The sequence below is a fragment of the Comamonas kerstersii genome, assembly GCF_008801935.1.
Classification (GTDB): domain Bacteria; phylum Pseudomonadota; class Gammaproteobacteria; order Burkholderiales; family Burkholderiaceae_C; genus Comamonas; species Comamonas kerstersii.
In genome coordinates, this window is record NZ_VZOT01000002.1 from 50,949 (window position 1) to 76,643 (window position 25,695).

Consider the following 25,695-nt stretch of genomic DNA (forward strand, 5'->3'; position numbering starts at 1 on the left):
TGGGCGCAGACCCAGGAATTACGGTGTCACACGGGGCGATGGACGCTCAGGCGGCAGGTTTTCTGCAGCCTTGCGCTGGTTTTCCACCTGCCACTCAGCAATCGATTTAATGGCCAGCGTCACCAGTGCCAGCAGCGCCAGCAGCGAGGCAGCAGCAAAGGCAGCCACCGACTGGTATTCGTTGTAGAGAATTTCCACATGCAGCGGAATGGTGTTGGTCTGCCCGCGGATGTGGCCGGACACCACAGACACCGCACCAAACTCACCCATGGCGCGGGCGTTACACAGAATCACGCCGTACAGCAGGCCCCACTTGATATTGGGCAGCGTCACCTTCCAGAAGGTTTGCCAGCCGCTGGCACCCAGCACAATGGCAGCCTGCTCTTCGTCATTGCCCTGCGCCTGCATCAGAGGAATCAGCTCACGGGCAATAAAGGGAAAGGTCACAAACACGGTGGCCAGCACAATGCCGGGCACGGCAAAAATGATCTTGATATCGTGCTCTGCCAGCCATGGTCCAAACCAGCCATGAGAACCAAACACCAGCACGTACATCAGACCCGCCACCACAGGAGAGATAGAGAAAGGCAGGTCAATCAGCGTGGTCAGGAAAGCCTTACCTCTGAAGTTGTACTTGGCAATACACCAGGCAGCAGCCACACCAAACACCAGATTCAGTGGCACGGCAATGAGTGCCGTCAGCAGCGTGAGCTTGATGGCCGACCAGGCATCGGGCTCTTTCAGACCTTCCAGATAGGCATCCAGCCCCTGGCGCAGCGCCTCCGTAAAGACCGCTGCCAGCGGCAGCACCAGAAACAGCAGGATGAAGGTCAGCGCCACACCGGTGATCAGCCAGCGCACAGCACGCGGCTCGGTGGTGGTGATGGGGGTGCGGTGCTGCGTGGCGCGCGGAGCGGTGATCTTGTAGGCAATCAATACCGCAGCCAGCACCAGTACAACGAGGAGCAGCAAAATGGTCCAGGATGTCATATGCGTGCTCCCGAATGGCGACGCTGCCAGGCCTGCAGGCCATTGATAACGAGCAGCATGATGAAGGCAAAGAACAGCATCACAACAGCCACGGCAGTAGCACCTGCATAGTCATACTGCTCCAGCTTGCCAATGATGATCAGTGGCGTGATTTCCGAGACCATGGGCATATTGCCGGCAATAAAAATCACCGAGCCATATTCACCCAGTGCACGCGCAAACGCCATGGCAAAGCCCGTGAGCAATGCTGGCGTGATGGTGGGCAGCAGCACTTTGTAGAAAATCTGCCAGCGCGATGCCCCCAGACTGGTTGCTGCTTCTTCCAGCTCTTTTTCAGAGTCTTCCAGCACAGGCTGCACTGTGCGCACCACAAACGGCAGGCCGATAAAGATCAGCGCAATCACGATGCCATTGGGGTTAAAGGCCAGCTGAATGCCCAAAGGCTCCATGAACTGCCCGACCCAGCCATTGCCAGCGAGCAAGGCCGTGAGCGAGATACCTGCCACGGCAGTCGGCAGCGCAAACGGCAAGTCCACCAACGCGTCCACAATCTTTTTTCCGGGGAACTGATAGCGCACCAGCACCCAGGCAACCAGCAACCCAAACACCAGGTTCACGAAAGCCGCCAGCAAAGAGGCACCAAAGGTCAGCTTGTAAGACGCCACCACACGCGGCGCACTGACGGCCGTCCAGAACTGCTCCCAAGTCAGCTCGAACGTCTTGAAGAACAGCGCCACGATGGGGATCAGCACGATGACGCTCAGATAAAACAGTGTGTAGCCCAAGGTCAGCCCAAAACCGGGCAAAACACGCTGAGCGCCACGCCCACGGCGCACCGGGGTTGCGGCACTCGCACTTGGACTGACGGGGGATGCAGCAGACATGAATTTCCCTGACAGCCTGATTGTTGTTATGGATTGCGAACAAGGTGCCCGAAGGCACCTTATGAATTACTTACCGGGGGTATAGAGCTCGTCAAACTTGCCACCATCGTTGAAGTGCACTTTCTGCGCTTCGCTGAGCGAGCCAAAGTACTTGCCCACGGTGAACTGCTGGATGGGTTTGAACACATCAGCGTGCTTCTTCAGCACAGTCTCAGAACGTGGACGCAAGGCATGCTTGGCGGCAATTTCCTGTGCTTCGTCCGAGTACAGGTAGTCCAGATAAGCCTTGGCCAGATCACCCGAGCCCTTCTTCTCTACGGTGCGCTGCACCACGGCCACAGGGTTCTCCGCCACGATGGAGGTCGATGGGTATACGGCTTCTACCTTGCCCTTGCCAAATTCACGCTCCACCGAAACCACTTCGGATTCAAACGTGATCAGCACGTCGCCAATATTGCGCTGCAGGAAGATGGCGGTGGCATCACGGCCGCCCTTGCCCAGCACGGGGACGTTCTTGTACAGGTCTTTCACAAAAGCCTGCGCATCAGCTTCTGTACCACCGTTTTCCAGCACCGAGCCCCAGGCTGCCAGATAGGCGTAGCGACCATTCCCACCGGTCTTGGGATTGACCACCACCACCTTGACGTCAGGGCGTGTCAGGTCTTTCCAGTCTTTGATGTTCTTGGGATTTCCGTCACGCACCAGGAACAGCATGGTCGACGTGGTGGGCGATGCATCGTGAGGGAACTGCTTGGCCCAGTCTTTGCTGACCACGCCGTTGTTGGCCAGGAATTCAATGTCGGTGGTGGTGTTGAAAGTCACCACATCAGCGGGCAAACCGTCATTGACTGCACGCGCCTGGGCGCTGGAGCCACCGTGCGACTGGTCAATCTTGACATCCTTGCCTGTGGTCTTCTTGTAGTGGTTCACAAAGGCCTGGTTGTAGTCCTTGTAGAACTCACGTGCCACGTCATACGAGACATTGAGCAACTGATCCTGCGCGCTGGCCATGCCACCCGCGGCCAGTGCAATCGTTGCCAACAGCGTCTTGAGCTTCAAAGATTTCATGGTGTTGTCGCCTTTGTTCACACGGTGCAATAAATGGATGCCGTGAATTGTGCGCAGTGCACTTTAAAACTCAAAAGAATATATTTTTCTAAATTTATCCATTTTTCGAATATAGAAATCTTGTGCGGCTAAACACATGATCAGCACGCAAAAGATGGAATCTGTCTGCAAGTTGCCGTCAAGCTAGCGTGGCGTACCTTCTGTCTCAACGGCAAAGAATCATGTTTGAAAAAATGGTCTTGCTCTGATCGAGGTCTGCCCAAGCCCTCCCTTGACACAAACACCGGCACAAAAAAGCGCCCTTGCGGGCGCTGACCAAGCATGCATGTAGGATGCATCAAGCCTTCAGCTTGTGTCCGCATTCACAGCAAAATGCATCCTGAGGCAGCACCAGAGCCTGGCAGGCTGGGCAATGCAGCTGCGCAACGGCAGCAGTAGCAACAGGCGGCTCCGACTGCGGAGCAGCGGCAGCAGCGCTATGGGCAGCTCTCGCAGCAGCTGCACGCTCGGCGGCCACCTGCTGGGCACGAGCTGCAGCGGCGACGGCGCTTTCCTTGGCAGTTTCGGCGCGGTGCTTGATGTTGGCCATCATCTTCCCCAGATCTTGGGAAGCTTCTGAGAGGTCAATGCCATTGGCAGCCTGGAGGTACATCAGGTTAAAGCCCATGATCCACACCTGCGCAATCAGCGCACCGACCACCATCATCAGCACCGCCATGCCAGCCATGGCACCAGCCAGTGCACCGCCGCCCAGATCAAAACGCCCCATCATGAAAGACATGCCGGTATTCATCAGCATGCCGAAAACATTGAAGAAACTTGAGGGAGACAGAATGCCCGCGGCCATGGAACTCATCAGCGCCGTGGCTGGCACCAGCCCCAGCATCAACAGACCTGCCACCACCATCACAACCAGGTACAGCACGATCAGCATCAGCACCACCTGCACCAGGCGTTTTCTGGCAATCGCAATCAGACTGGTCATGGCCTGACGAAAGCTCAGGCCAGACCACACCGCAGGCGCAAACAAGGGAATCGCCACGAAGCTGACTGCAACCATCAAAAATGCAGTCAGCAGCACCAGTGCCGGATGCACAAAAAACGCCAGCAAAGCACCCAGAAAAGGTATTTTGCACAGCAGATACAGCAAAGTTGCAACCAGCCCTACAGCCAGCGTCAGCACCGCCAGCATCAGCACAAACAACAAGAAGCGGGGGATGCACAGCACGCCCAGCGTCATGGCATCCGTCAGTGAACGCGCAGGCAGATTGCGTGCCTTGTCCATGAGCATGATGCCCACGGCGGAAAAGCCACCAAACATGACGACCAAGGCCAGCAGCCCCAGCAAACCGGCCAGTACCACGCCAAAGAAATTGCCAAGAGCCGCCATGGCTGCGCCACTGATTCCCATCAGCACACCACATAGCAGCAGACTGCCAAATCCCACCAGCATGGGACGCCATTGCGTCAAACCTTCTGTAGCGCGCGCCAATTCACCAAACTCAACGCCATGGGATGCCTTGCTGTGATTACTCATTGCTCACTCTCTCTTTAGGTTGTGAAAAACGCTGCCCGCCTCTCGGCAGCACAGCGTTAGCTCATGAAGCGCCGCTCTGACAGCGCCGAGCGCTCTTCAACTTGCAGCCAGAGAATGCACCGCCTGCCAAGGACGGACCCTCCCCAAAAACACGGTGTGAAATTACAGCTGGCCGCGGATTTCTCCGGCCTTGACCACGTAGCGCTCCATGCCAACAGGCGTATTGCTGTCTGCCTGCTTGCGCACATATACAGGCTTGCCGGAGAGGCTTTTGAGCACTGTTTCTGCAGGATTGGCGCGCCCTGCACTCACATCGGCGGGGTTCTGATAGACGATGACGCTGGAGCTGCCCCGGTTGTCTGCCACCAGGTTGGCAAAGTCCAAAATGGCATTGAACGTAGCCTGGTGTCCAGGCTGGCCTTTGCCTGCCAGCGGCAGATGGACGGCCACCGTATCCAGCGTGCGAATGGATTGCTGCTGTTGTGTCTGGCTGTCTGTAATCAGCACATTGATGGTGTTGACTGCACCTGCCGTAGCGCGCTGGCGCGGGGGCAGGCTGGCGCTGCTGGCAACTGCTTTTTGCTGGGCAGCACGTGCTTGCTCAATTTCCTCATCAAACGCCAGCTGTACACGGTCCCAGCGGCTGGCGTCATTCGCAGCCGATGGCTGCGCAGTCGCCTCACAGGGCTGCCCCACCATGCGTCCAAGACTGCACTGCAGGGACTCTCCACCGGTGGTGGCACATCCGGCCAAGAGCGTGGCCATGACCGCAGCCGTTGCCATAGGGAATAAACGCATGCTGTCTCCTTGTTGCTATGTAATGAGTGGGCTAATGAACCGGCCGAAGGCAGCTTCAGCGGCGCTTAATAAATCAGTGCGCGATCACCAGACAAATTCTTCTGGGGCGCGGGGTGCGCAGTAGGTGCTGGCTGTGTCTGCGGAGCTGCGGGCTGTGTTTTTTCCTGCACCACAGGTGCTGCCATTTCTGCAGCGTCAGGCACAGCCGTTTGCTGTGCGGGCACCACAGTGGAAGAAGCCATCTCTGTATGGGATTCCCCCCTTGAGCCATCCAGAGAAAACGGCGTCTCAGAAAGAGTTGGCTGGTGCGCTGGCGTTTTAAACACCTTCGAGGCTGAATCCCGCATCATCAGCCAGGTGCTCACAGCCAGTACGACCAGCAGCGCTACAAAGGCCAGCAACAGCTTTTGCCACAAAACCAAGCCAGCCAGCCCGGTCCTGCGCGGCTGCGCTGGCTGCACATCGTTTTGCATGCTGGTCATGGCAAAGCCACAGTGCCTGCAAAATTTGTCGGTTACTGAAAGCGCTTGCGCACATTGAGGGCACATCATGTTTTCCTTCTACAGCGGCCAAGCACCTGAGGGTGGCGTTGTGCCAATTTGAAAAATATACAAGAGCCGTCAAGCAATCACCAAGCATGCCAAGCCAGCGTGCAGACACTCTGTGGGTCAGCAGCGGGCTTGCCGAGCAGCGGCCTCAGGGCAGCGCAGGTGCGGCAATTCTGTGCTGCAGCGCCTGCAGCGGCGGGCCAAAACGCACATCGCCCTGCTCCCACTGCGCGCGGTATGCACGTATGGAAGCCCAGTCCGCCCCCAGAAAATTCCACCACATGAGCACAGACTCACCCAGTGGCTCGCCACCAAGCACCAGCAGTCGGGTACCCGCTTGCAGCCGGACGTGCACCGCGCTCCCGCCGGGCGGCAGGTACAGGAGTTCATCTGCGGCCAGCGCCATGTTCTCCACGGCAAAGCCGCCTTCCAGCGCCACCAGTCCATATTCAAACGATGCATCCAGGGTCAGCTGCACTTCACAGGTCTCGCTGGCCAGCACTTCCATGCCCAGCAAAGGGCTGAACAGCCGCGTAGGTGCTGTGTGGCCCGCGTAGTGCCCAGCCATGAGCACCCAGTCACAGCCCTGCTCACGCCACTGCGGCACCTGGGCGTAGTGCTCAAACGCGGGAGGCTGATCGGCCACAGCCTGCGGCAGTGCAATCCACAGCTGCACGGCGTGCAGTCGATCGCCATCGCGCACAGTGTCTTCGGTATGCGCAATGCCGTGCCCCGCCGTCATGAGATTGACCTGTCCTGCACGGATCACCTGCTCCGAACCCAGGCTATCGCGGTGCAGGATTTCACCTTCCATCATCCAGGTGAAGGTCTGCAAGTGTGTGTGCGGATGTGCCCCCACATGCATGCCCTGCCCTGCAGAAAAGGCCACGGGCCCGAGGTGATCCAGAAAACACCATGCGCCCACCATGCGCCGCTCGCGCGTGGGCAGCAGCCGCGCGACTTCCACGCCTTCTGCCAGGCGCCCTTTGCGCGCTGCAATACGCTGCCACTGGGGGTGATCTGCTGCTGACATGTTCTGTTCCTTTCACCGGACGGAGCAGGCCGTAGCCCACATTGGGTGCTTTGCAAGCACAATACAGGTCATTACACCGCATTCCTTTTGCACGCTCACCGCATGAATACTGCTTTTTTCCATCGTTGCTCTGTGCGTCTGGCGCTGTCTGCATGGCTGGCTGGCCTGGGGCTGGCCCATGCGCAGGCATCTGCTCCAGAGCCCCAGTTGAACCTGCCCCGCACAGAGCTGCGTGCAGGCATGTACCGCATTGATGCGCAAGTGGCCGCCCGTTTTCATGAACGCCAGATCGGGCTGATGCACCGCAAGTCCATGCCCCAGCACGAGGGCATGCTGTTTGTGTTTGAGCAGCCCGGTGTGCAGTGTTTCTGGATGAAGGACACACTGATTCCGCTGACTGCAGCCTTTCTTGCCGATGATGGCCGCATCGTGAACCTGGCCGACATGCAGCCGCTGGACGAGCGCTCGCACTGCTCGACTGAGCCCGTGCGCTATGTGCTGGAAATGAACCAGGGCTGGTTCCAGTCCAAGCACATCCAGCCCGGCAGCAAGATCACTGGCGCGCCCTTTCAGCAGCCGTAAATCCTGCCAAGAAAAAAGGCCTTGCAGTGCAAGGCCTGGTTGTTGCATCACTTTTGATGCGCAGCCTCAGACGCTGGAGGCATTGAGCTGCTTGAGCGCCTCACGCTCCAGCGCTGTGGACTCGCTGGCAAAGGCCTTGTAGTCCGCGCTGTTCATATAGATAGGCAGCATTTCAAAGCGCTTGAGCATGGTCTGGTAGCTTTCCATTTCCATGGCCTGCTTGAAGGCGTCATGCAGCTTGGCCTGCACGCTGGCAGACATGCCCTTGGGGCCGACCAGGCCAAACGGCGAATACTGGGTCGTAGGCAGGCCCAGCTCCATCAGCGTGGGGGTATTGGGCAAGGTGGGCAGGCGCTTTTCGGTCCAGACGTTCAGCGCCACCATGCGCCCTTCGTCCACATAGGGAATCACGGCGCTGGTATCGGCGGCAACCATCACTTCCCCCGCCATGGTCGCGCGCATCAGCTCGGCCGAACCCTTGTAAGGCACATGCACCACATCCAGCCCCAGCTGCTGGGCGATGATGGCGCTGGTCACATGGGGTGAGGTGTAGGTGCCGGTATTACCGATAGTGAGCTTGCCCGGATTGGCCTTGGCCCAGGCCACCACATCATCCCAGGACTTCAAGCCCGACTGGGTGCTGGCCACCATGCAAAACGCGTAGCCGGTGACGTTGAGGATGTAGCTCAGGTCTTCCACCGGGTTCCACTTCAGCCCCGTGGTGAAAGGCAGGCGCATCACGCTCATGGGCAGCTGGGCAATGGTGTAGCCGTCTGCCGGGGTGGACTGCAACTGCGACGCGGGCAAAGAGCCCGAAGCGCCGGGGCGGTTTTCCACAATGATGGGCTGACCCAGAATTTTGGAAGCGTTTTCCGCCAGCTGGCGCATGGTGATGTCTGTGGGGCCACCTGCGGGAAATGCCACCACCAGCTTGATCGCACGGCGGGGAAAGCTGTCATCTGCCCATGCCAGTGCGGGCATGCCTGCCAGTGTTCCGGCCATGGCGGCAAGCCCTGCCTGCAGGCAGGTTCTGCGACGCATTGTCATTATCTTTGTCTCCCATTTCGTCATTGAACGACATTCAGTCTAGGAGCAGACAGGCACAAAACCCTCCCCAAAAAACCCTTAAGGGAAAACCCACCACAGCACAGCCACCAAGGCAAAACACAAAAAAGAGAGCTGCTTGCGCTTGATTTACAAGGTTTTCAGATACTTTTCGCTCTGAAAACCAGTAAATATCTGCGCAAGCAGCTCTTGTTTTTCATGATCTGCAGCCGGGTCTGGCTACAGATCATGCAGCTTCAGGTGATCAAACGATCAGGCCTTCAGCGACTCCACCACGCTGTTGAAGGTGGTGCTGGGGCGCATCACAGCGTCCAGCTTGGACAGCTCAGGCAGGTAGTAGCCACCGATGTCGGCTGGCTTGCCCTGCACAGCCAGCAGCTCCTGCACGATCTTGGCTTCGTTCTCTGCCAGGTACTTGGCAATGGAGGTGAACTTGGCAGCCAGTTCCGCGTCTTCGGTCTGCTCGGCCAGCGCCTGTGCCCAGAACAGGGTCAGGTAGAACTGCGAGCCACGGTTGTCGATCTGACCCACCTTGCGCGAAGGCGACTTGTTTTCGTCCAGCAGACGGCCGGTAGCCTGGTCCAAGGTTTTGGCCAGCAACTTGGCGCGGGCATTGTTTTCCTTGATGCCCAGGTCTTCCAGCGACACGGCCAGCGCCAGGAATTCACCCAGCGAGTCCCAGCGCAGGAAGTTTTCTTCCACCAGCTGCTGCACGTGCTTGGGCGCAGAGCCGCCTGCACCGGTTTCGTACATGCCGCCGCCAGCCATCAGAGGCACGATGGACAGCATCTTGGCCGATGTACCCAGTTCCATGATGGGGAACAGGTCGGTCAGGTAGTCGCGCAGGATGTTGCCGGTCACGGAGATGGTGTCCAGACCGCGCACCACGCGCTCCAGGGTGTAGCGCATGGCGCGCACCTGGCTCATGATCTGGATGTCCAGACCGGTGGTGTCGTGATCCTTCAGGTACTTTTCCACCTTCTTGATCAGCTCGGCTTCGTGGGGACGATAGGGATCCAGCCAGAACACAGCAGGCATGCCGGAGTTGCGGGCACGGGTCACGGCCAGCTTCACCCAGTCACGGATGGCTGCGTCCTTGACCTGGCACATGCGCCAGATGTCGCCAGCTTCCACGTTCTGGGACAGCAGCACCTCACCGGTTTCGATGTCCACGATGTTGGCCACGCCGTCTTCGGAGATTTCGAAAGTCTTGTCGTGCGAGCCGTATTCCTCAGCCTTTTGTGCCATCAGGCCCACGTTAGGCACGGTGCCCATGGTCTTGGGGTCGAAATTGCCGTGCCACTTGCAGAAGTTGATCATCTCCTGATAAATACGGGCAAAGGTCGACTCAGGCATCACGGCCTTGCAGTCGTACTGCTTGCCGTCAGCGCCCCACATCTTGCCGCCAGCGCGAATCATGGCAGGCATGGAAGCGTCCACAATCACGTCGTTGGGCGAGTGGAAGTTGGTGATGCCCTTGGCAGAGTCCACCATGGCCAGCGCAGGACGGTGTTCCTGGCAGGCGTGCAGGTCGCGGATGATTTCTTCGCGCTTGGAAGCAGGCAGGGTCTCGATCTTTTCGTAGAGCGTAGCCATGCCGTTGTTGACGTTGATGCCCAGCTCGTCAAACAGCTTGCCGTGCTTCTCGAAAGCTTCCTTGTAGTAGATCTTCACGCAGTGACCGAACACGATGGGGTGCGAAACCTTCATCATGGTGGCCTTCACGTGCAGTGAGAACAGGATGCCAGCTTCCTTGCAGTCTTCCAGTTCCTTTTCGTAGAAGTCGCACAGCGCCTTCTTGCTCATGAACATGGAGTCGATGATCTCGCCATCCAGCAGCGCCACCTTCTCCTTGAGCACGATGGTCTTGCCAGACTTGGTCTCCAGCACCATCTTCACGTTGCGCGCCTTGTCCAGCGTCAGCGACTTTTCGCCGTGATAGAAGTCCCCTTCGTGCATGTGGGACACGTGGGTCTGCGACCATGGCTTCCACTCGCCCATGGAGTGGGGATGCTTGCGGGCATAGTTCTTCACCGCGGCAGGCGCGCGGCGGTCAGAGTTACCTTCGCGCAGCACGGGGTTCACAGCCGAGCCCAGGCACTTGGAGTAGCGAGCCTTGATTTCCTTTTCCTGCTCGTTGGTGGGCTGGTCAGGATAGTCGGGCACGTTGTAGCCCTTGGCCTGCAACTCCTTGATGGCAGCAGTCAGCTGGGCCACGGACGCCGAGATGTTGGGCAGCTTGATGATGTTGGCATCAGGCTCCAGCGTCTTCTTGCCCAGTTCGGACAGCGAGTTGGGCACGCGCTGCTCTTCCGTCAGATAGTCTGGGAATTCACCCAGAATGCGCGCAGCGACCGAGATGTCGCTGGTTTCGACATTCACGCCAGCGGTGGAAGCAAAAGCTTGCACAACGGGCAAGAATGCACTGGTGGCCAGACGGGGAGCTTCATCCGTCAGGGTGTAGATGATGGTGGATTGCTGAGTTGTCATCTTCTTGCTTTTGGCTCGATGGATTGCAGGGATGTGGATAGGCACCAAGGCCTGCTCCCGACAGGGTCACCCGCTGTGGTGCTTGGCTCCTGATTGGCATGAAATGCAAGGTCAGAAATTTCGCATGCTTGAAGCGGACTCCCACTATGCAAAATTCTAACCCTTGATCCACACTTTTTATCAAGTCTTGTACAAGAGTTGATCAAAAACTCTTCTATAAGACTTAGATTGACGCCAGCATGTTTTCATGCTTGCCAGACCCAATCTACCAGTGACGCAAAAGAAAAGCCCACGGGCTTTCACCAGTGGGCTTGGGCCGACCTCATGATCGGCGTTGACAGCGATCTGTCAGGCAGATGCTCAGGCTGCGAAGTTTTCTTCCGCGAACTTCCAGTTCACCAGGTTGTTCAGGAAGGCTTCCAGGAACTTGGGACGGGCATTGCGGTAGTCAATGTAGTAAGCGTGTTCCCACACGTCCACAGTGATCAGAGGCTTCTTGCCGTCAACCAGCGGGTTGCCCGCAGCGCCGGTGTTCACGATTTCCACGGAACCGTCGGCGTTCTTGACCAGCCATGTCCAGCCGGAGCCGAAGTTGCCAGCAGCAGACTTGGCAAACTCAGCCTTGAAGTTATCGAAGCTGCCGAACTTGGCATTGATGGCGTCAGCCAGCGCGCCAGCAGGAGCGCCGCCGCCGTTGGGAGTCAGGCACTTCCAGAAGAAGCTGTGGTTCCAGTGCTGGGCAGCGTTGTTGTAGATACCGCCGGAGGACTTCAGAACGATTTCTTCCAGAGACAGGTTTTCAAACTCTGTACCCTTGATCAGGTTGTTCAGGTTCACCACATAGGTGTTGTGGTGCTTACCATGGTGGTATTCAAAAGTTTCTTTGCTGTAGTGGGGCTCCAGAGCGTCGATGGCGTAAGGCAGCTGTGGCAGGGTATGTTCCATTTTTGAATCCTCGTGGTGGTTGAAATTCTTGAAAAGTGACCGCCATACATGGGCGCTTTCGGCAAACAGGCTCAACACGTGTTTTGACCTGGCGCAATGCATGGCTCATATTCCATTGTAGGAACAAGCCAAGCGCATTGCAGCCTAAAAGGCGTACTTTCTCCAAGCGCTTTGCACGCACGGCAAGGCTTACAGCAGCTTGGGCTGGGTCACGGTCACGTCCAGACTACCATCCGCCACCATGGCTTTCAATGGCGTGCCCACAGGGGCCTGGTCTACGCTGGCCACCACTTTCCCTTCCTGCGTCGTGAGCACGCTGTAGCCACGCTCGAGCACACGCTGCGGATTGAGCAGCTCCATGCGCACGCTCAGCTGCTGCAGCCATTCACGGCTGCGCTCCAGGCGGCGCATGGTTTTTTGCTTCAAATCTCCCTCCAGCGCTTGGTATGTCTGCCCCTGCTGCTGCACTTTCATGAGTAAGCCATGGCGTGTACGCTGCCCCAGCTGTGACAGCTGCAGGCGCTGCTGCGCCAGTTTCTGGCTGGGCCTGCCCAGGCGCTGCGCAGCCACATCGAGGCGCTGTGCGTGCCGGTCCAGCTGACGCAGCAAGGCAGACTGCATGCGCTCTTGCAGCAGATCCAGCCCATCGAGCCATGCCTGGCGTGGCTGCGCCACCAGCTCTGCCGCCGCCGTCGGCGTAGGCGCGCGCAAGTCAGCGCAAAAATCGGCAATGGTGAAGTCGGTCTCGTGCCCCACCCCGCTGATCAGCGGCACCGGGCTTTGCACAATGGTGCGCGCCACCTGTTCATCGTTAAAGGCCCACAGGTCTTCCATGGAGCCACCACCGCGCACCAGCAAGATCACATCGATGTCAGGCACACCGGGCTCGCCCTTGCGCTGTGCCAGTGCATACAGCTGCTGCAGCGCCTGCACGATGGAAGCGGGAGCCTCTGCGCCCTGCACCAGCGAGGGCACAATCAGCACCGGAATATGCGGCACGCGTCGGCGCAAGGCGGTTGCCACGTCATGCAGGGCTGCTGCGCCCAGCGAAGTCACCACACCAATGCCTTTGGGCATGACGGGCAGGGCACGCTTGCGCTGCGCATCAAACAGCCCTTCAGCTTCCAGTTGGGCTTTGAGGCGCAGAAACTGCTCAAACCACGCGCCCTGCCCTGCACGCTGCAGGCTGTCGACGATGAGCTGCAGGTCACCGCGCTGCTCGTACACGCCCAGCTTGCCACGCACCTCCACCAGCTCACCATCGCGGGGCATGAAGTCCAGCGCCATGGCAGCGCGGCGAAACATGGCGCAGCGCAGCTGACCGGCGGCATCCTTGATATTGAAGTAGCAGTGGCCACTGCCTGCGCGCGAAAAGCCAGTGATCTCACCACGCACAGAGACCGGGTTAAAGCGGGCCTCCAGACTGTCAGCAATGGCGCGGCACAGCGCCCCCACCTCCCAGACGCGGGAGCCAGCCGTCACCGCAGCAGTGTGATCAAAGAAAGACATGAGAGGCCAACCAATTCCCAAATAGTCCACATCGCGCAGACAAGGCAGAAAACAACAACACAGCACGGCAGCCAGCGCTTAAGCTTTGACGCTCGCAAAAGACGCAAAGACGCCAGCGCTGCAATCTCCAAAGGGGTGCAGGGGCTGCGCGATAATGCAAAGCTTGCACGCTCACAACAACACAAGCACGGGAGAAAAAGTTGCTGTCGATCATACAGGCCGCTGGCTGGCCCATCTGGCCCCTTATTGCATGTTCCATCCTCGCTCTAGCCTTGATTTTTGAGCGCTTCATGTCATTGAAGACGGCGCGCGTGGCGCCGCCCCAGTTGTTGGATGAGGCTATTACCGTCTCCAAGGACCGCCTGCCCTCTAACGAAGTGATTCAGCAGCTGGCACAAAACAGCGCACTGGGTGAAGTACTGGCCAGTGGCATGCAGCAGCTCAGCGCCCACCCTCACAGCTCGGAAGAAGACCTGCGTGCGCGCATGGAAGGCGCAGGTCGCGCCGTGGCGCACCGCCTGGAAAAATACCTGGGCGCGCTGGCCACCATCGCCTCGGCCGCCCCCTTGCTGGGCCTGCTGGGCACAGTGATCGGCATGATTGAAATCTTTGGCTCACAGGCTGGCGGTGGTGCGGTCGGCACGGGCAACCCTGCACAGCTGGCCCACGGTATTTCCATCGCGCTGTACAACACGGCATTTGGTCTGATCGTGGCCATTCCCGCACTGATCTTCTGGAAGTACTTCCGCGCCCGTGTGGATGCCTACCTGCTGCAGCTGGAGCTGGCCAGCGAGCAGTTTGTGCGCCACCTCAACCGCCTGCGCAGCAAGTAAAGCAAAGGCAAGGCACACCATGGCCATGAATTTCCGCCCTCGCCGCTCGGAAGCGCCAGAGATCAATCTGATCCCCTTCATCGACGTGCTGCTGGTGATCCTCATCTTTCTGATGCTCACCACCACCTACAGCAAGTTCACGGAGCTGGAGCTGACCCTGCCTACGGCCGATACCACGCAAATGCGTGACCGCCCCCGGGAGGTCATCATCTCCATCGCCGCCGATGGCCGCTACGCCGTGGACAAAACCGCGCTGGAAGACCGCTCCGTGGAAGCTATTGCCAGCGCGCTGGTGGGCGCCGCACCTGCGGGCGCTGAGAGCATCGTCATCATCAGCGCAGATGCATCGGCACCACACCAGTCCGTGGTCTCTGCCATGGAAGCCGCGCGCCGCGCAGGGCTGACGCAAATCACTTTCGCGACCCAGTCCACAGCAGGCAGCGGCCAGTAAGCCCGGCATGTCCTCCCCTGCACACCACAGCACCAGCTCTGAACGGCTGCGCCGCATCTGGCGCAGCCGCGGCCCTGCTGCCTGGGCTTTGCTGCCACTGGCCGGTCTGTACGCAGCGCTGTCCGGGCTGCAGCGCAAGCTGTACGCCTGGGGCATCAAGTCCGCTGAACACCCGGGTGTGCCCACCATCGTGATTGGCAATGTGATTGCCGGTGGCGCAGGCAAAACGCCCGTTACGCTTGCCACCGTGGAGCATCTGCGCGCCCGGGGAGTGCAGGTGGGCATCATCTCGCGCGGCTATGGCCGCAAGAGCACACAGTGCCAGCAGGCCACGCCCGAGTCCTCACCAGAAGCTGTGGGCGATGAACCCCTGCTGATGGCGCGTAGCAGCGGCGTTCCCGTGTTTGTGGCGCAGCGCCGCATCGAGGCTGCACGCGCCCTGCTACAGGCCTATCCAGCCACACAGGCACTGGTCTGTGACGATGGACTGCAGCACCTGGCCCTGCAGCGCGATGTGGAAGTCTGCGTCTTTAACAACGAAGGCATTGGCAATGGCTGGCTGCTGCCCGCAGGCCCTTTGCGTGAACCGTGGCCGCGCAAGGTATCTGCCGTGCTGCACACCGGCGCACTGCCCGCACACACGCCTGCCAGCACCCCCAGCTTTGGGCTGCAGCGCCAGCTTGCCTCCTATGCCATCAATCAACTCGGCGAGCGCATGCCGCTGGATGCGCTGCGCAGCCAGCCGCTGCATGCCGTAGCAGGCATTGCCCGGCCTGAGGATTTCTTCCACATGCTGCAGGCCGCTGGCTTGTCACTGCACAGCACCGAAGCTTTGCCTGACCACTACAATTTTGAAAGCTGGCAGCGCCCGACTGACGAGCGTCTTGCCGTGATTTGCACAGAAAAAGATGCCGCCAAAATCTGGCAGCATCTGCCCAATGCCTGGGCCGTCCCCCTGCAGGTGCAGGTGGAATCCGGGTATTTCGATCTGCTGGATCGTCTGCTGTGCCTATCATCCACCCATTAAGAACACAACTACGACACCGCCATGGATCCCAAACTGCTTGAACTCTTGGTCTGCCCCGTCACCAAAGGCCCACTGCGCTTTGACAAAGAACGCCAGGAGCTGATCTCCCAGAGCGCACGTCTGGCCTATCCCGTGCGTGACGGCATGCCCATCCTGCTCGAAAACGAGGCCCGTCCTCTGGAAGACAGCGAGCTGGAAGGCTAAGCGCCATGGCGTTCACCGTATTGATTCCGGCACGCCTGGCCTCCAGCCGCCTGCCTAACAAGCCGCTGGCAGATATTGCCGGGCTGCCCATGGTCGTGCGCGTAGCCATGCAGGCGCGCCAGAGCGCGGCAGCCCGCGTGGTTGTCGCTGCCGACAGCGATGCCATCGTGCAGGCCTGCGCCGCCCATGGTGTGGAAGCCGTGCTCACGCGCGCTGACCACCCCAGCGGCAGCGACCGTCTGGCTGAAGCCTGCGAAAAACTGGGCCTCCGCGGTGAAGATATGGTGGTCAATGTGCAAGGTGACGAGCCATTGATCGACCCCGCGCTGATCGATGCCGTGGCCCAGGTGCTGGCACAGGCACCGCAGGCCAGCATGGGCACAGCCGCCCACCCCATCGCCAGCCGGGATGAATACCTGAACCCCAACGTGGTCAAAGTGGTCTGCAACGCTGCGGGCCTGGCCAGCTATTTCAGCCGTGCCCCCATTCCCTTTCACCGCGACCGCGCCAGCGAGCAGTGGTGGAGTGCAGACAGCAGCTTTACCCCGCTGCGCCACATCGGCATATACGCATACAAGGCAGGGTTTTTGCGCCAGTTTCCACAGCTCACGCCTGCGCCCACGGAGCAGACAGAGTCGCTGGAGCAGCTGCGCGCACTATGGCATGGCCACCAGATTGCCGTGCATATCACGCAGCAGGCCCCGGGCGCTGGCGTGGACACACCCGAAGATCTGGAACGCGTACGTGCCCACTTCCAGCATGGCTAAGGCTTTCATATTTCAGTAATTTCTGAAATATTCAATTAAAATAGGAGCAGTTACCGCTTGCTGCTTCTATGTTTGCAAAACATTTGTTTTGCAAACCGTGTAAAGACTAGCGCAAGCCGCTCTCTTTTTTGATAGTTGCTTGCCGCTGTCATGGCTTTTCATCGGCGGATGAGAAAACCCTGACCTATACCCGATACGCATCACAGCAAGCACCCCAATGCATAGTTGTCAAGCGCCTGCGATGGCCGCACGAAAACAGCCTGCCCGTGCAAATTGGCCGCGCTGTAAGCCCCTGACAAGGCCGTGCGTGCTATCCTTGAGCGGATAACGCGCGGCTGCCGCCTGCTTTTTTCATCTGAAAAAGCCCCGCTCCGCCAAGAATTTCTACATATCGAGGATCTCCATGAAACTGATTTTGTTGGGCGCACCCGGCGCCGGCAAGGGCACGCAAGCCGCCTTCATCTGCAAGAAGTTCGGCATCCCCCAGATCTCTACCGGTGACATGCTGCGTGCTGCCGTCAAGGCTGGCACTCCTCTGGGCCTGCAAGCCAAGGCCGTGATGGAAGCTGGTCAGCTCGTGAGCGACGACCTGATCATCAACCTGGTCAAGGAACGCATTGCGCAGGCTGACTGCGCCAACGGTTTCCTGTTCGACGGCTTCCCCCGCACCATCCCCCAAGCTGATGCCATGAAGGCTGCTGGCGTGGATCTGGACTACGTGCTGGAAATCGACGTGCCTTTTGAAGCCATCATCGAGCGCATGAGCGGTCGCCGCTCGCACCCCGCTTCGGGCCGTACCTACCACGTCAAGTTCAACCCACCCCAGGTGGAAGGCAAGGACGACGTGACTGGCGAGCCTCTGGTGCAGCGCGACGACGACAAGGAAGAAACCGTCAAGAAGCGTCTGGACGTGTACAGCAGCCAGACCCGCCCTCTGGTGGACTACTACCAGAACTGGGCCAAGGAAGAGCCTGCCAAGGCTCCCAAGTACCGCTCCATCAGCGGCATGGGCAGTGTGGATGAAATCACCGCTCGCGTCTTTGCTGCACTGGACGCCTGATCCTCTGCGTGACACGCATTTGCAAAGCTGCCCTCGGGCAGCTTTTTTCATGCCTGTCTACAGGCTGTGTGGCGCTTGCTGCAGCAACGCCAGCATCAGGCTGATGCGCGCCTTGACGGGGCTGAGTGCCACCACATTGGCATCTCGCTCACCATCGGCCAGCACAATCACACCTTGCTCACAGCGCGTGCAGCGCCACACTGGCACGCCCTGCGCCACGGCGCGCTGCAATGCCTCCAGCAGGCGCTGGTGGATAGAACCATTGCCCGTACCTGCCACCACCAGGCCCTGAACCCCTGCAGCCACCAGTGCATCCACAGCTTCTGGCCGCGCCAGCGCAGTGCTGGTAACGATTTCCACCCACGGCCACTGGGCAGCAGGCCTATCCCAGACTGCAGCCGGTAGAGCCTGCTTCACAGTGCATGCCTGTGGCTGCAGCTCAGAAGCCCAGCGCACACGCCCTTCTTCCACCCAGCCTGCAGGCCCTTGCGCACCCGAGGCGAATGCGTTGACACGATAAGGATGCACCTTGCGCACCCACTGCGCACTGTAAATTTCTCCCACGGCGGTCATCCATACCCCTGCCACACTGCTGGAGGCACAGATCAGCGCATCCCGCAAATTCGCAGGGCCATCGGCAGAAAGCGCGGTGGCCGGGCGCATGGCGCAGGTCAGCACCACAGGCTTGGCTGGCTGCAGTGCCAGCTGCAGAAACCACGCGGTTTCTTCCAGCGTGTCTGTGCCATGGGTAATGACGATGCCTGCCACATCCTCCTGTGCCAGCCACTTCTGGCAGGCCTGCGCCAGCTGCTGCCAGGTCTGCACATCCATGTCTTTGCTGTCGAGCTGTGCGACCTGCTCTACCTCCAGCGCAAAGTGCCCCTGCAAGGCCAGCTGTGCAATGGGCTGTAGCAGCTCAGCAACACCAATTTGCCCCGCCTTGTAGCCCACGCTGCCGCCCATGGCTGCGCCCTGGCCTGCAATCGTCCCCCCGGTCCCCAGGACCACGATTTTTCTTGTTGCTAACACTTGCATCCCTTATGGAACTGGTTAAAAATACAGGTACTGGATAAACACACAGTTATCCTTTCTGAAGGACAGGCATGGAGCACACCACACTCACCCCCCGGCAACAGCAAATTTTGGACCTCATCCAGGACGCCATTGCACGCACGGGCGCACCACCCACCCGTGCAGAAATCGCACGCACCCTCGGTTTTAAATCGGCCAACGCCGCAGAAGAACACCTCAAGGCCCTGGCACGCAAGGGCGTGCTGGAGCTGGTCAGTGGTACCTCGCGTGGCATTCGCCTGGTCAGCGACACCGTGCGCCGCATCAATGCCGCACGTGGCACCCACTTTGACCTGCCTATGCCTGAGATGCAGCCCATGCTGCTGCCTCTGGTAGGCCGCGTAGCTGCTGGCTCACCCATTTTGGCGCAAGAACATATTGACCAGAGCTTTGCGGTGGAAAGCAGCATGTTCCCCACCAAGCCTGACTACCTGCTGCGCGTGCGTGGCATGTCCATGCGCGATGCAGGCATCCTGGACGGCGACTTGCTGGCCATCAAAACCACGCACGAAGCACGCAACGGCCAGATCGTTGTCGCCCGTCTGGGCGATGAGGTCACCGTCAAGCGCCTGCAGAAAACGCCCCAAGGCATTGAGCTGCACCCAGAGAACCCGGACTACCCCGTCATCCACGTCCGCCAGGAAGAAAGCTTTGCGATTGAAGGTCTGGCCGTTGGTCTGATCCGCAACAGCCTCCAGCTCTAAACCGCCACCCGCTCCTTGTTCCCGTTTTGCCATGCTGCGCACACGCGCCGCAGGGAGAGTTTTTGCCTGCTCTAGCCTGTCCTCTGCTTCTCAGGAGACCACCATGTCCATGACTTTCTGCCAGCTGCCTATGTCTCGCATCACCACGGCCACCATGGCCAGCAATGAGGCGCACTTCTTGCCTCAGGCGCTGCCCCACAACGTGCGCCTGCTGCGCCGTGCCCACGACCCGGATCGCACCCGCTTTGTCATGAGCGGTCGGCTGTCAGACGTCTGCGCTGCTTTGGAACAACTGGCAGAGCAGGAGCAGCGTAATGTCTGTCTGTAGCGCAGGTACTGTGTGTACCTGACACAAGGAGCTCGCAGCATGAACACGCCAGACACTCCAAAGCCACGCCAGCCCGTGCAACCCAGCACTGGTGGACTGCTGGGCCGCCACTTCACCTACCGCCCCGCGGCACAGACCGATGTCCGCGTGACCTGGGAGCGGGCCAAAAAACAGTCGCCCCACCCGCAGCCGCCTGCACGCTAGCCGTCCTGCACTGCAGGCTGCCAAAGATGTGAGACAGCCGTCTCGGCCTGCCACGCAAGCGCCCACCTCCCCCCTTCAGAACAGCCTTGCGCGCCCATGAGAGCGCTACTGGCGCAGGCGGAACGACCACAACGGAGATCAGGCGCAGATCATCCACACCACCTCACAGCGGGGTTGCACAACTGCTTCAATCAGCCTGCCAACACCTGAATACATAGCAGCCAGCGCCTATGTATGAATGATTTCAGGCTCAAAACTATCTAAAACCCTGTTTTTACGAGCGCTAGCTGCTATTTATTTTTAAGCATTCGCTATCCACAACGGTAAGCGACGTGCACACATACCAGCGCTCCCAAGTATCTGTACCTCCACAGCGCTTCAAAACAGTGCATGCCATCACACTGACTGCACCAGTACAGACCAGCTGCGCAAGCAACATACAAAAACTGCATACAAAAAGCAGGCATAGCTTTTGCTGAATCTGGAGACCCCACACTGCCGCCAGCACCTCCATACCGTGCTGCGGCTGTTTTGACCACCACATACATCGGGAGTCTCCATGCACAAACGCACTTTCTTGCAAGCAACCGCTGCACTGGCGCTGGCTGGCAGCTTTGGCCTCGCTCATGCCCAAAGCACGCCCATCAAGTTTCTGCTGGACTGGCGCTTTGAAGGGCCTTCAGCCCTATTCCTGCAACCTGCGGCCAAGGGTTACTTCAAACAGGCGGGGCTGGATGTATCGATTGACGCAGGCAGCGGTTCGGGCGCAGCCGTGCAGCGTGTGGCCTCTGGCACCTACGACATGGGCTTTGCCGACATGGCTTCGCTCATGGAGTTCCATGCCAACAACCCGGATGCACCCAACAAGCCCGTGGCCGTCATGGTGGTCTACAACAACACCCCTGCCGCCGTCATGGCACTGAAGAAAAGCGGCATCCAGACAGCAGCAGATCTGAGCGGCAAAAAAATGGGCGCGCCCGTGTTTGATGCAGGCCGCAAAGCCTTTCCCACCTTTGCCAAGGCCAACCAGGTCAGTGATGTGACCTGGATTTCCATGGACCCACCGCTGCGCGAGACCATGCTGGTGCGCGGTGACGTAGATGCCATCACCGGCTTTACCTTCACCAGCCTGCTCAATCTGGAAGCGCGTGGCGTCAAGGCCGAAGACGTGGTGCTCATGCAGTATGCCGACCACGGCGTCAAGCACTACGGCAACGTCATCATCGCCCACCCCAAGTTGATTGAACAAAACCCACAGGCGATCAAGCAGTTCCTGGCTGCTTTCACCAAGGGCGCAGGGGAAGTCATTGCCAACCCCGCAGACGCCATCCAGCACGTCAAAGCACGCGATGGCATTGTGAACACGGGCCTGGAAACCCGCCGCCTGCAACTGGCCATTGACACCGTGGTCAACAGCGCCGATGCGCACCAGGATGGCTTTGGCCGCCTGAACCCCGGCCGCCTTGCGCTGATGGCCTCTGAAGTGTCTGACGCCTATGGCACCAAGACCCGCATTGACCCCAAGGTTGTGTGGAACGACAGCTTCCTGCCTGCAGCCGCCGAGCTGGACATCCTGCCCCAGAAGTAAGCCCCTAACCCCGGTCTCCACGTGCCTTGTGCAGGTGGAGACCCTGAGCAAAGAACACGCATGCAAAGCGCTGCCGAACCCTATTTCGTCGATTTCCGTGATGTCTGGCTGGCTTACAACGATGAGCTGCTGGCCCAGAATCACTTTGCCGTCGAAGCCATTGACCTGCAGGTCAGGCAAGGCGAGTTCATCGCCATCGTCGGCCCCTCGGGCTGCGGCAAGTCTACGTTCATGAAGCTGGCCACCGGCCTGCGCATGCCCTCCATGGGCAAGATTGTGATTGACGGCCAGCCCGTCACCGGCCCGCTGAAGATTTCAGGCATGGCGTTTCAGTCGCCCTCGCTGCTGCCCTGGCGCACCACGGTGGACAACGTGCTGCTGCCGCTGGAGATCGTGGAGCCCCACCGCTCCCAGTTCAAGGCCAAGCGCAAGGAATACGAAGCCCGTGCACGCGCCCTGCTGCAAAAAGTGGGACTAGGCGGCTATGAAGACAAATTCCCCTGGCAGCTCTCCGGCGGCATGCAGCAGCGCGCCAGCATCTGCCGGGCGCTGATTCACGAGCCCAAGATGCTGCTGCTCGACGAGCCTTTCGGCGCACTGGATGCTTTCACGCGCGAAGAGCTGTGGTGCATCCTCCGTGACCTGCAGGCCGAGCAGCAATTCAACGTCATTCTGGTCACGCACGATCTGCGCGAATCCGTGTTTCTGGCAGACACCATCTATGTGATGAGCAAAAGCCCGGGCCGCTTTGTGGTGCGCCGTGACATTGATCTGCCCCGCCCCCGTGAGCTGGAGCTGACTTACACCAAGGAATTCACCGACATCGTGCACGAGCTGCGCGGCCACATCGGTGCCATGCGCAAGGCAGGCGCTGTCATCAACCAATAAGCAGCCGGAATTCGCGATATGTACAAGTTCGACAACAAACAAATTGAGCGCTGGTCGCCCTGGATTCTGCTGCTGGCCGTGGTGCTGCTGTGGCAGGTGCTGTGCGCGGCGCTGGATGTCTCACCCTTTATCTTCCCCAGCCCTGCGCTGATTCTCAAAGACTTCATCGAGTACCACAGCGTCATTGCCACCCACGCCTGGCGCACCTTCTGGGTGACCATGGCTGGCTTTGGTCTGGCAATTGTGGTGGGTGTGCTGCTGGGATTTCTGATTGGCAGCTCCCGCCTGGCCTATGCCGCCGTCTACCCACTGATGACGGCCTTTAACGCCCTGCCCAAGGCCGCCTTTGTGCCGGTGCTGGTCGTGTGGTTTGGCATTGGTATTGGCCCGGCCATTCTGACGGCCTTTCTGATCAGCTTCTTTCCCATCACCGTCAATATCGCCACGGGCCTGGCCACGCTGGAGCCCGAGCTGGAAGACGTGCTGCGCGTGCTGGGCGCCAAGCGCTGGGACGTGCTGATCAAAGTCGGCCTGCCCCGCTCCATGCCCTACTTCTACGCCTCACTCAAAGTGGCGATTACGCTGGCCTTTGTGGGCACCACGGTGTCTGAGATGACGGCCTCCAATGAAGGCATTGGCTACCTGCTGATCTCAGCGGGCTCGTCCATGCAGATGGGCCTGGCATTTGCGGGGCTGCTGGTGGTGGGCGCCATGGCCATGGCCATGTATGAACTGTTCAGCTGGGTGGAAAAACGCACCACAGCCTGGGCCCACCGTGGTTCGCAAAATCACTGATGCACGGCCCCACGATGCACAGACACCTGTTTTCGGCGGCGTAAACTCCTCGCACCTCGACTTGGGCCAGCCATGCGCTGGCCTTTTTTTGTGTCCAGCATTGCCCAACATTGGTGCATCAGGCGCAGTTTTTGCTTGTATGCAGCCATGCCATGGCTTGCTCAACTTGAACTAGATTACACCCTCGCCGCAGCGCGCACCCGCCTGCACTTTCGCCATGACGGCCCATTGCGCGTGCTACGCAGCCTCTACCCCGAAGGCGATGGCATCTGCCACAACGTACTCATCCACCCGCCCGCAGGGCTGGTCAGCGGTGACACGCTGGACATTCGCTGCCGCGTAGGCACTGGGGCCCATGCCCTGGTCACTACGCCGGGGGCCACTCGCTTTTACAAAACCGATGCCCAGGGCGCTGTGGCCCAGCAGATCACCCACTTGCAGCTGGAGCCCGGTGCGCGGCTGGAATGGCTGCCCCTGGAAGCACTGGCCTATAACCAGTGTCAGGCCCAGAACCTGCTGCATCTGGACATCGCCCCTGGCGCAGAACTCATGGCCTGGGACATCACCGCCTTTGGCCTGCCCCACGCCCATGAGCCCTTTGTGCAGGGCAGCTTTACCCAGCACATGGAGTGGCCCGGCCTCTGGCTGGAGCATGGCACGCTACGCGCCGAAGATGCACGCCTGATGGATGGGCCCCTTGGCCTCGCAGGCCAGCGCTGCATGGCCAGCATGGTGCTGGCCTGCGGCACGCCTTTGACCCGCACCCAGCGTGAACACCTGCTGGACGCCACGCGAGCAGTGCTCGACGCTCATCCGCAGGGCAGCTGGTGCGGAATTACCGCCCCCAACGACCACATGCTGGTACTGCGCGGCCTGGCGCCTGTCGTGGAGCCACTGATGCAGCTGTGGCAGCAGGTGCGCGTTTGCTGGCGCAAGGAGCACTGGGGGCTGGAAGGCAGCATGCCGCGCATCTGGAACATGTAGCCGCAGCGCATCCCCGCTGCCCGCACTGGCAGGCATGGGCATACCTGTGGGTGATTGGCTGACAGTGCTGGCACAGCCCTGCTTTTAGACTGGGTGCTCAAGTGTTTCACCACAACCAGGAGACCGCATGCCCGCACCCCGTATTGCAGAAAAAGAATTACTCACCGCTGATGAAATGGCCCTGTTTACGCTGAGCCAGGACAGCGCCAGACTGGCCCAGCACAGCCATGCCCAGCTGCGCGACCATATTGCCCGCGCCCGCAATCTGCGTGACCGGGCACGCGACATGTACCGCCGCCAGGTGGGCCGCACACGCTCAGCCACCGGCAACAAGCGCGGCTTCAGCGGCATGGCCAATGAGCGAACCCGCCAGAAAGGACAAGTGCTGCACGGCGTGGTGGAGCGCTTGGTCGAGGCGCGGAACAAACTCGCGGCTTGAAAGCGCTGCCCTCTCAACAAAAAACCGCGCCTCGAAAGCGCGGTTTTTTTGTGGTTCATCCTGAAGTGAAGGACGTGCTCAAATCGCCACCAGCTTCTGAATCTGCTTTGCCTGCATCTCCGAGCCCGGCCCACGTGCAATCACCTCACCACGCTCCATGACCAGGTATTCGTCGGCCAGCTCTTCGGCAAAGTCGTAGTACTGCTCGCACAGCAGCACGGCCATGCCGCGTTCCTTGGCGAGCATGCGGATCACACGGCCAATGTCCTTGATGATGCTGGGCTGAATACCTTCAGTGGGTTCATCCAGAATCAGCAAACCCGGCGCAGGCGCCAAGGCGCGGGCAATGGCGAGCTGCTGTTGCTGACCACCAGACAGGTCACCGCCGCGGCGGTGCAGCATCTGCTTGAGCACGGGGAACAGCTCGTACAAGTCGGCAGGAATGGGCGTGCTGCCGCTTTTGTAGGCCAGGCCCATGCGCAGGTTTTCTTCCACCGTCAGACGCCCAAAAATCTCGCGCCCCTGGGGCACAAAGCCGATGCCCGCGCGGGCACGGTCGTAGGGCGAGAGCTTTTCGATGGGTTTGCCGTTCCATTCGATGCTGCCGCTTTTGATGGGCACCAGCCCCATCAGGCTTTTGAGCAGCGTGGTCTTGCCCACGCCATTGCGCCCCAGCAGCACGGTCACTTTGCCTGCTTCGGCTTGCAGGCTGACATCGCGCAGGATATGAGAGCCACCGTAGTACTGGTGCAGGTTTTGAACTTTGAGCATTTTTCGCCTCCAGCGCAGATCCTGTCTGCGCAAGCAGCTCTCATTTTTCAGAGAACTGCTTTTCTATCTTGATAGCTGCCAGCGCTTGTCAATGCTTGATTTCACAGAGAAAACTATCTGAAATCATTGATA

At 59.6% G+C, this 25,695-nt stretch carries 28 protein-coding genes; 15 read left to right on the plus strand and 13 right to left on the minus strand.

Annotated features, from left to right (window positions below; genetic code table 11):
* Positions 1-18: 18 nt before the first annotated feature.
* From cysW to F7P80_RS03330, 7 genes are all read right to left on the minus strand, one after another.
* Positions 19-990, minus strand: coding sequence for a sulfate ABC transporter permease subunit CysW (cysW, locus tag F7P80_RS03300; protein ID WP_077345588.1), 972 nt, complete (start codon positions 988-990; stop codon positions 19-21).
* Entirely contained in the window at positions 987-1,874 is an 888-nt protein-coding gene (gene cysT, locus F7P80_RS03305; protein ID WP_054067702.1) for a sulfate ABC transporter permease subunit CysT, read from the minus strand. Before cysT ends, cysW begins: the two co-directional genes overlap by 4 nt.
* 66 nt (positions 1,875-1,940) lie before the next feature.
* Entirely contained in the window at positions 1,941-2,942 is a 1,002-nt protein-coding gene (locus F7P80_RS03310) for a sulfate ABC transporter substrate-binding protein (protein ID WP_151042784.1), read from the minus strand.
* Positions 2,943-3,279: 337 nt separating this feature from the next.
* Entirely contained in the window at positions 3,280-4,479 is a 1,200-nt protein-coding gene (locus F7P80_RS03315) for a zinc ribbon domain-containing protein (protein WP_151042787.1), read from the minus strand.
* A 162-nt stretch (positions 4,480-4,641) separates the two neighbouring features.
* Entirely contained in the window at positions 4,642-5,277 is a 636-nt protein-coding gene (locus tag F7P80_RS03320; protein WP_151042790.1) for a hypothetical protein, read from the minus strand.
* Positions 5,278-5,342: 65 nt separating this feature from the next.
* On the minus strand, positions 5,343-5,759 hold the full coding sequence (locus F7P80_RS03325) for a hypothetical protein (protein ID WP_151042792.1): 417 nt from the start codon (positions 5,757-5,759) through the stop codon (positions 5,343-5,345).
* Positions 5,760-5,973: 214 nt separating this feature from the next.
* A complete protein-coding gene (locus F7P80_RS03330; RefSeq protein ID WP_151042796.1) occupies positions 5,974-6,858 on the minus strand; it encodes a pirin family protein in 885 nt (294 codons plus the stop codon).
* Positions 6,859-6,960: 102 nt separating this feature from the next.
* On the opposite strand from F7P80_RS03330, the gene F7P80_RS03335 reads away from it, so the two are divergent.
* Positions 6,961-7,440 (plus strand): DUF192 domain-containing protein, encoded by a 480-nt coding sequence (locus F7P80_RS03335; RefSeq protein ID WP_151042800.1) that lies wholly within the window; start codon positions 6,961-6,963, stop codon positions 7,438-7,440.
* A 66-nt stretch (positions 7,441-7,506) separates the two neighbouring features.
* On the opposite strand, the gene F7P80_RS03340 is transcribed toward F7P80_RS03335, so the two are convergent.
* The 4 genes from F7P80_RS03340 to xseA form a co-directional block, all read right to left on the minus strand.
* Positions 7,507-8,481, minus strand: a complete 975-nt coding sequence (locus F7P80_RS03340) for a Bug family tripartite tricarboxylate transporter substrate binding protein (protein ID WP_054067752.1) — start codon at positions 8,479-8,481, stop codon at positions 7,507-7,509.
* A 276-nt stretch (positions 8,482-8,757) separates the two neighbouring features.
* Complete coding sequence (locus tag F7P80_RS03345; protein WP_151042804.1) at positions 8,758-10,995, minus strand: NADP-dependent isocitrate dehydrogenase; 2,238 nt, start codon at positions 10,993-10,995, stop codon at positions 8,758-8,760.
* 360 nt (positions 10,996-11,355) lie between these two features.
* Positions 11,356-11,940 carry a superoxide dismutase gene (locus tag F7P80_RS03350; protein ID WP_054067695.1) on the minus strand — a complete coding sequence of 195 codons (585 nt, stop codon included), beginning with the start codon at positions 11,938-11,940 and terminating at the stop codon, positions 11,356-11,358.
* A gap of 189 nt (positions 11,941-12,129) precedes the next feature.
* Positions 12,130-13,449, minus strand: coding sequence for an exodeoxyribonuclease VII large subunit (gene xseA / locus F7P80_RS03355; RefSeq protein ID WP_054067694.1), 1,320 nt, complete (start codon positions 13,447-13,449; stop codon positions 12,130-12,132).
* Between the two features lie 200 nt (positions 13,450-13,649).
* On the opposite strand from xseA, the gene F7P80_RS03360 reads away from it, so the two are divergent.
* The 6 genes from F7P80_RS03360 to adk all read left to right on the plus strand — a co-directional run bounded on the left by F7P80_RS03360 (position 13,650) and on the right by adk (position 17,791).
* The gene (locus F7P80_RS03360) at positions 13,650-14,282 is read left to right on the plus strand and encodes a MotA/TolQ/ExbB proton channel family protein (protein WP_054067693.1); all 633 of its coding nucleotides are present in this window, start codon (positions 13,650-13,652) and stop codon (positions 14,280-14,282) included.
* A 25-nt stretch (positions 14,283-14,307) separates the two neighbouring features.
* On the plus strand, positions 14,308-14,733 hold the full coding sequence (locus F7P80_RS03365; protein ID WP_054067751.1) for an ExbD/TolR family protein: 426 nt from the start codon (positions 14,308-14,310) through the stop codon (positions 14,731-14,733).
* Positions 14,734-14,740: 7 nt separating this feature from the next.
* Positions 14,741-15,760: a tetraacyldisaccharide 4'-kinase gene (lpxK, locus tag F7P80_RS03370; RefSeq protein WP_151042807.1), complete on the plus strand. Its 1,020-nt coding sequence runs from the start codon at positions 14,741-14,743 to the stop codon at positions 15,758-15,760.
* A 21-nt stretch (positions 15,761-15,781) separates the two neighbouring features.
* Entirely contained in the window at positions 15,782-15,964 is a 183-nt protein-coding gene (locus F7P80_RS03375; RefSeq protein ID WP_054067691.1) for a Trm112 family protein, read from the plus strand.
* A gap of 5 nt (positions 15,965-15,969) precedes the next feature.
* A complete protein-coding gene (gene kdsB / locus F7P80_RS03380; RefSeq protein WP_151042810.1) occupies positions 15,970-16,731 on the plus strand; it encodes a 3-deoxy-manno-octulosonate cytidylyltransferase in 762 nt (253 codons plus the stop codon).
* A 403-nt stretch (positions 16,732-17,134) separates the two neighbouring features.
* The gene (gene adk / locus F7P80_RS03385; protein WP_054067689.1) at positions 17,135-17,791 is read left to right on the plus strand and encodes an adenylate kinase; all 657 of its coding nucleotides are present in this window, start codon (positions 17,135-17,137) and stop codon (positions 17,789-17,791) included.
* A 57-nt stretch (positions 17,792-17,848) separates the two neighbouring features.
* On the opposite strand, the gene F7P80_RS03390 is transcribed toward adk, so the two are convergent.
* Positions 17,849-18,826, minus strand: a complete 978-nt coding sequence (locus tag F7P80_RS03390; RefSeq protein WP_151042813.1) for an asparaginase — start codon at positions 18,824-18,826, stop codon at positions 17,849-17,851.
* A gap of 68 nt (positions 18,827-18,894) precedes the next feature.
* Between F7P80_RS03390 and lexA the strand changes: the two genes are divergently transcribed.
* From lexA to F7P80_RS03425, 8 genes are all read left to right on the plus strand, one after another.
* Positions 18,895-19,566, plus strand: a complete 672-nt coding sequence (gene lexA, locus F7P80_RS03395) for a transcriptional repressor LexA (RefSeq protein WP_151042816.1) — start codon at positions 18,895-18,897, stop codon at positions 19,564-19,566.
* 103 nt (positions 19,567-19,669) lie between these two features.
* The gene (locus F7P80_RS03400) at positions 19,670-19,894 is read left to right on the plus strand and encodes a hypothetical protein (RefSeq protein ID WP_054067686.1); all 225 of its coding nucleotides are present in this window, start codon (positions 19,670-19,672) and stop codon (positions 19,892-19,894) included.
* 39 nt (positions 19,895-19,933) lie between these two features.
* The gene (locus tag F7P80_RS16710; RefSeq protein ID WP_162777467.1) at positions 19,934-20,098 is read left to right on the plus strand and encodes a hypothetical protein; all 165 of its coding nucleotides are present in this window, start codon (positions 19,934-19,936) and stop codon (positions 20,096-20,098) included.
* A gap of 559 nt (positions 20,099-20,657) precedes the next feature.
* Positions 20,658-21,686, plus strand: coding sequence for an ABC transporter substrate-binding protein (locus F7P80_RS03405; protein ID WP_054067685.1), 1,029 nt, complete (start codon positions 20,658-20,660; stop codon positions 21,684-21,686).
* A 60-nt stretch (positions 21,687-21,746) separates the two neighbouring features.
* Positions 21,747-22,574 carry an ABC transporter ATP-binding protein gene (locus tag F7P80_RS03410; protein WP_054067684.1) on the plus strand — a complete coding sequence of 276 codons (828 nt, stop codon included), beginning with the start codon at positions 21,747-21,749 and terminating at the stop codon, positions 22,572-22,574.
* 18 nt (positions 22,575-22,592) lie between these two features.
* On the plus strand, positions 22,593-23,369 hold the full coding sequence (locus tag F7P80_RS03415; RefSeq protein WP_054067683.1) for an ABC transporter permease: 777 nt from the start codon (positions 22,593-22,595) through the stop codon (positions 23,367-23,369).
* Positions 23,370-23,516: 147 nt separating this feature from the next.
* Positions 23,517-24,353 carry an urease accessory protein UreD gene (locus F7P80_RS03420; RefSeq protein ID WP_151042819.1) on the plus strand — a complete coding sequence of 279 codons (837 nt, stop codon included), beginning with the start codon at positions 23,517-23,519 and terminating at the stop codon, positions 24,351-24,353.
* A gap of 127 nt (positions 24,354-24,480) precedes the next feature.
* Positions 24,481-24,792 carry a hypothetical protein gene (locus F7P80_RS03425; RefSeq protein WP_151042820.1) on the plus strand — a complete coding sequence of 104 codons (312 nt, stop codon included), beginning with the start codon at positions 24,481-24,483 and terminating at the stop codon, positions 24,790-24,792.
* 78 nt (positions 24,793-24,870) lie between these two features.
* On the opposite strand, the gene urtE is transcribed toward F7P80_RS03425, so the two are convergent.
* A complete protein-coding gene (gene urtE / locus F7P80_RS03430) occupies positions 24,871-25,563 on the minus strand; it encodes an urea ABC transporter ATP-binding subunit UrtE (RefSeq protein ID WP_054067681.1) in 693 nt (230 codons plus the stop codon).
* Positions 25,564-25,695: the final 132 nt, after the last annotated feature.

Coding starts and splice junctions, on each gene's coding strand:
- urtE (WP_054067681.1), bottom strand. CDS start 25,563: ATGCTCAAAGTTCAAAACCTGCACCAGTACTACGGTGGCTCTCATATC.
- adk (WP_054067689.1), top strand. CDS start 17,135: ATGAAACTGATTTTGTTGGGCGCACCCGGCGCCGGCAAGGGCACGCAA.
- F7P80_RS03390 (WP_151042813.1), bottom strand. CDS start 18,826: ATGCAAGTGTTAGCAACAAGAAAAATCGTGGTCCTGGGGACCGGGGGG.
- F7P80_RS03315 (WP_151042787.1), bottom strand. CDS start 4,479: ATGAGTAATCACAGCAAGGCATCCCATGGCGTTGAGTTTGGTGAATTG.
- F7P80_RS03410 (WP_054067684.1), top strand. CDS start 21,747: ATGCAAAGCGCTGCCGAACCCTATTTCGTCGATTTCCGTGATGTCTGG.
- cysW (WP_077345588.1), bottom strand. CDS start 990: ATGACATCCTGGACCATTTTGCTGCTCCTCGTTGTACTGGTGCTGGCT.
- xseA (WP_054067694.1), bottom strand. CDS start 13,449: ATGTCTTTCTTTGATCACACTGCTGCGGTGACGGCTGGCTCCCGCGTC.
- F7P80_RS03340 (WP_054067752.1), bottom strand. CDS start 8,481: ATGCGTCGCAGAACCTGCCTGCAGGCAGGGCTTGCCGCCATGGCCGGA.
- F7P80_RS03375 (WP_054067691.1), top strand. CDS start 15,782: ATGGATCCCAAACTGCTTGAACTCTTGGTCTGCCCCGTCACCAAAGGC.
- lpxK (WP_151042807.1), top strand. CDS start 14,741: ATGTCCTCCCCTGCACACCACAGCACCAGCTCTGAACGGCTGCGCCGC.
- cysT (WP_054067702.1), bottom strand. CDS start 1,874: ATGTCTGCTGCATCCCCCGTCAGTCCAAGTGCGAGTGCCGCAACCCCG.
- F7P80_RS03420 (WP_151042819.1), top strand. CDS start 23,517: ATGCCATGGCTTGCTCAACTTGAACTAGATTACACCCTCGCCGCAGCG.
- F7P80_RS03405 (WP_054067685.1), top strand. CDS start 20,658: ATGCACAAACGCACTTTCTTGCAAGCAACCGCTGCACTGGCGCTGGCT.
- F7P80_RS03335 (WP_151042800.1), top strand. CDS start 6,961: ATGAATACTGCTTTTTTCCATCGTTGCTCTGTGCGTCTGGCGCTGTCT.
- lexA (WP_151042816.1), top strand. CDS start 18,895: ATGGAGCACACCACACTCACCCCCCGGCAACAGCAAATTTTGGACCTC.
- F7P80_RS03320 (WP_151042790.1), bottom strand. CDS start 5,277: ATGCGTTTATTCCCTATGGCAACGGCTGCGGTCATGGCCACGCTCTTG.
- kdsB (WP_151042810.1), top strand. CDS start 15,970: ATGGCGTTCACCGTATTGATTCCGGCACGCCTGGCCTCCAGCCGCCTG.
- F7P80_RS03345 (WP_151042804.1), bottom strand. CDS start 10,995: ATGACAACTCAGCAATCCACCATCATCTACACCCTGACGGATGAAGCT.
- F7P80_RS03350 (WP_054067695.1), bottom strand. CDS start 11,940: ATGGAACATACCCTGCCACAGCTGCCTTACGCCATCGACGCTCTGGAG.
- F7P80_RS03365 (WP_054067751.1), top strand. CDS start 14,308: ATGAATTTCCGCCCTCGCCGCTCGGAAGCGCCAGAGATCAATCTGATC.
- F7P80_RS03325 (WP_151042792.1), bottom strand. CDS start 5,759: ATGACCAGCATGCAAAACGATGTGCAGCCAGCGCAGCCGCGCAGGACC.
- F7P80_RS16710 (WP_162777467.1), top strand. CDS start 19,934: ATGAACACGCCAGACACTCCAAAGCCACGCCAGCCCGTGCAACCCAGC.
- F7P80_RS03310 (WP_151042784.1), bottom strand. CDS start 2,942: ATGAAATCTTTGAAGCTCAAGACGCTGTTGGCAACGATTGCACTGGCC.
- F7P80_RS03415 (WP_054067683.1), top strand. CDS start 22,593: ATGTACAAGTTCGACAACAAACAAATTGAGCGCTGGTCGCCCTGGATT.
- F7P80_RS03400 (WP_054067686.1), top strand. CDS start 19,670: ATGTCCATGACTTTCTGCCAGCTGCCTATGTCTCGCATCACCACGGCC.
- F7P80_RS03330 (WP_151042796.1), bottom strand. CDS start 6,858: ATGTCAGCAGCAGATCACCCCCAGTGGCAGCGTATTGCAGCGCGCAAA.
- F7P80_RS03425 (WP_151042820.1), top strand. CDS start 24,481: ATGCCCGCACCCCGTATTGCAGAAAAAGAATTACTCACCGCTGATGAA.